Origin of the sequence: Agriterribacter sp. (genome assembly GCF_035444585.1) — a bacterium.
Classification (GTDB): domain Bacteria; phylum Bacteroidota; class Bacteroidia; order Chitinophagales; family Chitinophagaceae; genus Agriterribacter.
The window spans coordinates 1-3570 of the sequence record NZ_DAOMOZ010000325.1 but is presented as its reverse complement, the minus strand read 5'-3'; the positions used below and the strand labels follow the sequence as shown (position 1 = coordinate 3570).

The following is a 3570-nucleotide window of genomic DNA, read 5'->3' as shown; positions in this document are numbered from 1 at the left end:
AGCAAAAGCATCAATTCGTACCAATACAGGTAGGTTTCCTTTGTAAATTTTACAGTTTCCTTTGTTGTAGCGCTCACGTTGCAAAATTGAGTGGCAAATATATGTGTTAAATCCCAGATTTTAAATTTCAAATTCTGAGGTTGGTCTCATCAAAATTCTGATTTTCAGCTTTATTTTCAGGATTCAGTATAGATTTGCGCTTTGTATAAACTGGATAACATATCGTTAGCGCAATTCCGGAATTACGGGCAGGCCAGCTTTACCTTTTCTGAAAATGTAACCGGTTTTTGCGGCAAAAACGGCAGCGGAAAAACCAATCTGCTGGATGCCATCTATTACATGTGCTTTACCAAAAGCTATTTTGGGAAAACGGATATACACAACACACAACAGGGAAAATCGGGCTTCCGGCTCAGCGCACAGGTTACCGTAAAGGACAAAAGTCATAATATAACATGCGTACTGCGTGAAAATGGCAAGAAAGAGTTTGGGGTAGACAATGAAAATTATACAAGATTTGCTGCTCATATAGGCAAATTCCCGTGCGTAATGATAGCGCCCGACGATGTGGCGATCATTACCCAGGCAAGTGAAGAGCGGAGGAAATTCATTGATTATACCATTTCGCAACTGGATGCCGCCTACCTGCAAACCCTGATTGATTACAATAAATTATTGCAGCAGCGCAACAGCCTGCTGAAGCAACTGGCTGAACGGAACAATGCAGATGAAAGTTTGATGGAAGTCATTTCTGATCAGCTTGTGCATGCCGGTAATTTTATTTACAGGAGCCGCAGGGCATTCCTGGAAACTTTTATACCTGTTGTGCTTAAATTGTACGACTCGATCGCAGAACATGAAGAAAAATTAACAATAACCTACAAAAGTCACTTAGGATCAGATGATTTTAAAAAATTACTTACAAAAAACAAGAACAAAGATATAGCACTTCAACGCACCAGCCAGGGGGTGCACCGCGATGATCTTGAGCTGAATCTCGAAAGCTACCCCTTTAAAACCACCGCTTCGCAGGGACAGAGAAAGAGCCTGCTGTTTGCACTAAAGCTGGCCGAATTTGAAGTGCTGCTGAAGCATACAGGGTTTCCCCCCCTTTTATTGCTGGATGATGTATTTGAAAAATTAGACGAAACCCGTATGAAGAACCTGCTTATCAAAGTATGCGTGGAAAACAAGGGGCAGGTTTTCATTACCGATACCCACTGCAGCCGCCTCAAAGAAGCGCTGGAGCAATTGCGGGTAAGCCATGAAATCAAATCCCTGTGACGGCTATTACCCGAACAGATCGCTGCTCAGGTACCTGTCGCCCCTGTCGCACACGATAAAAACGATGACCCCCGAAGAAATTTCTTTGCTTAATTTCAGCGCAGCTGAGGCGGCTCCGCCGCTGCTCATACCGGCGAATATACCCTCTGCTTTAGCGAGCTGCCGGGTAAGTTCCACCGCTTCAGACTGCGAAACATCCATGATCCGGTCTACCCTTTCCGGTTCAAAAATTTTAGGCAGGTATTCTTTCGACCACCGGCGGATACCGGGGATAGACGACTCTTCGGTAGGCTGACAGCCGATGATCTGTATTGCAGGATCCTTTTCCTTTAAATACCGCGAGCACCCCATGATCGTTCCGGTGGTTCCCATGGAACTTACAAAGTGCGTAACCGTGCCCCGGGTATCCTGCCAGATTTCCGGACCGGTTGTGTTATAGTGCGACATTACGTTGTCGAAATTGGCAAACTGGTTGAGCAGGTAATGATCTCCTCCGGCAGCCTTTTCCCCGGCATAATCCCTGCATGCTTCTATGCTTTCGAGCAAAGTAACTTTTGCACCATATGCTTCCATCGTTAAAACCCTTTCCCGCGTAGAGTTGGAAGGCATCGCCAGCTCAACTTCCATTCCAAACAGGTTAGCAGTGAGCGCCATGGCTATGCCGGTATTTCCGCTTGTGGCTTCTATCAGCTTTGTATTTTTATTGATGTCGCCCCGGTCCAGCGCGCTTTTGATCATGTTAAATGCCGGGCGGTCTTTTACGCTTCCACCCGGGTTGTTGCCTTCGAGCTTGGCAAATATTTTTACATTGCTGTTTGTGTTCAATTTCTGAAGTTCAACAAGGGGAGTATTGCCTATTAAATCTGCTACGCTTGCCATTATACATTATTTTTGATCTTTCTTTCTTCTATTATTATTTCAGAGTTGTGGTATACAAACGACCCGGCCGGAACGCTGTGCGTAAGCCACACGTTACCCCCGATGATACTATTGCGGCCGATAATGGTATCGCCGCCCAGCACCGTGGCGTTGGAATAGATGATAACATTATCCTCTACGGTTGGATGACGTTTTACGGAAACCATGCTCTTATCCACACTTAAGGCTCCCAGGGTGACACCCTGGTATAGTTTCACATAATTGCCAATGATCGCTGTTTCTCCAATCACTATCCCCGTTCCATGGTCAACATAACAATATTCCCCGATCTCTGCCCCCGGATGTATGTCAATACCCGTTTTTGAATGGGCATACTCAGTGAGTATCCTGGGCAGTAACGGCACATCAAGCGTTAACAACAAATGCGCAATACGGTAAAAGCACAAAGCATAAAAACCAGGATAAGCCCTTATTACCTCAAATTCGCTTTTTGCTGCAGGGTCTCCGTTTAAGATGGCTTCCACATCTGTATTTAATACACGGTACAGCTCAGGTGTGCCTTTAAAAAACCGGGTTGATATCAACTCATTATTGCAATCGCAGCATGCTTTGGTTGCATTCAGCATTCGGGTGAGTGCCGTTTCGAGACGTTTAAATTCCTTTTCAATATCTTCCACAGCATCATAATTCCGAACAGACAACTCGGGGTACAATACGCAGATCAGTGCCGAGGCCCACTGTGCAATGGTTTCATTGGGAGGAACGTCTTCTAAAACCTGCTGCTTATTAAAAATATACTGGCTCAGTTTTTTTGTCATTGAAGTATTGTGCTTAAATGGTACATATATGCCTTTAAAGCCGGACGACAAAGGTAAGCGCAATTGACAGCATATTAAACAATGAAATATGTTTAACGTCTATTTTTCGGTTTGAGATGCCAATAATAAAAACTTAAGCCAAAGTACACAGATGCTTTCCGGAGACGCCTATAAAATCTTATCTTTGCTGTTTTGGCTTTAATTGATAATGATGACCGTTATTTTAGTGTTCTTTTTTGCGCATTGGTTTTTATCGTTGTTTTTTCATTCTTTCTTTTTGCACCGCTATGCCTCTCACCAGATGTATACCACATCTAAATTCGGGGAAAAGCTGATCTATTTTTTAACCTGGTTTGCCCAGGGTTCCTCTTATCTTGTTCCGAGGGCTTATGGTGTAATGCACCGGATGCATCATACCTTCAGCGACACGGAAGAAGACCCTCATTCGCCTCATTTTTTTAAAGATATATGGCAGATGATGATGCACACGGCAGCAATTTACAGTGCTTTTATTACGGGCAAAAATGTTCCCGATAAACAATTTACTGAAGAATACCTTCCCGTATGGGAAAAGCTCGACAGGTTCGGC

Annotated in this window: 4 protein-coding genes; 2 read left to right on the top strand and 2 right to left on the bottom strand. The window is 44.1% G+C overall.

Features of this window, described 5'->3' with window-relative positions; all coding sequences use genetic code 11:
• The first annotated feature begins 201 nt into the window (after positions 1–201).
• Positions 202–1284 (top strand): DNA replication/repair protein RecF, encoded by a 1083-nt coding sequence (recF, locus tag PLH26_RS20960; RefSeq protein WP_324587970.1) that lies wholly within the window; start codon positions 202–204, stop codon positions 1282–1284.
• A 6-nt stretch (positions 1285–1290) separates the two neighbouring features.
• On the opposite strand, the gene cysM is transcribed toward recF, so the two are convergent.
• Together cysM and epsC are read right to left on the bottom strand one after the other, a co-directional pair.
• On the bottom strand, positions 1291–2163 hold the full coding sequence (cysM, locus tag PLH26_RS20955) for a cysteine synthase CysM (protein ID WP_324587969.1): 873 nt from the start codon (positions 2161–2163) through the stop codon (positions 1291–1293).
• On the bottom strand, positions 2163–2981 hold the full coding sequence (gene epsC, locus PLH26_RS20950) for a serine O-acetyltransferase EpsC (protein ID WP_324587968.1): 819 nt from the start codon (positions 2979–2981) through the stop codon (positions 2163–2165). Before epsC ends, cysM begins: the two co-directional genes overlap by 1 nt.
• A 211-nt stretch (positions 2982–3192) precedes the next feature.
• Here epsC and PLH26_RS20945 point away from each other — a divergent pair.
• Positions 3193–3570 (top strand): fatty acid desaturase family protein (locus PLH26_RS20945; protein WP_502876429.1); only part of this gene is annotated, 378 nt, incomplete at its 3' end.

Bases quoted from the DNA above. Each gene is read 5' to 3' on its own strand.
- cysM (WP_324587969.1), bottom strand. From the start codon at position 2,163: ATGGCAAGCGTAGCAGATTTAATAGGCAATACTCCCCTTGTTGAACTT.
- epsC (WP_324587968.1), bottom strand. From the start codon at position 2,981: ATGACAAAAAAACTGAGCCAGTATATTTTTAATAAGCAGCAGGTTTTA.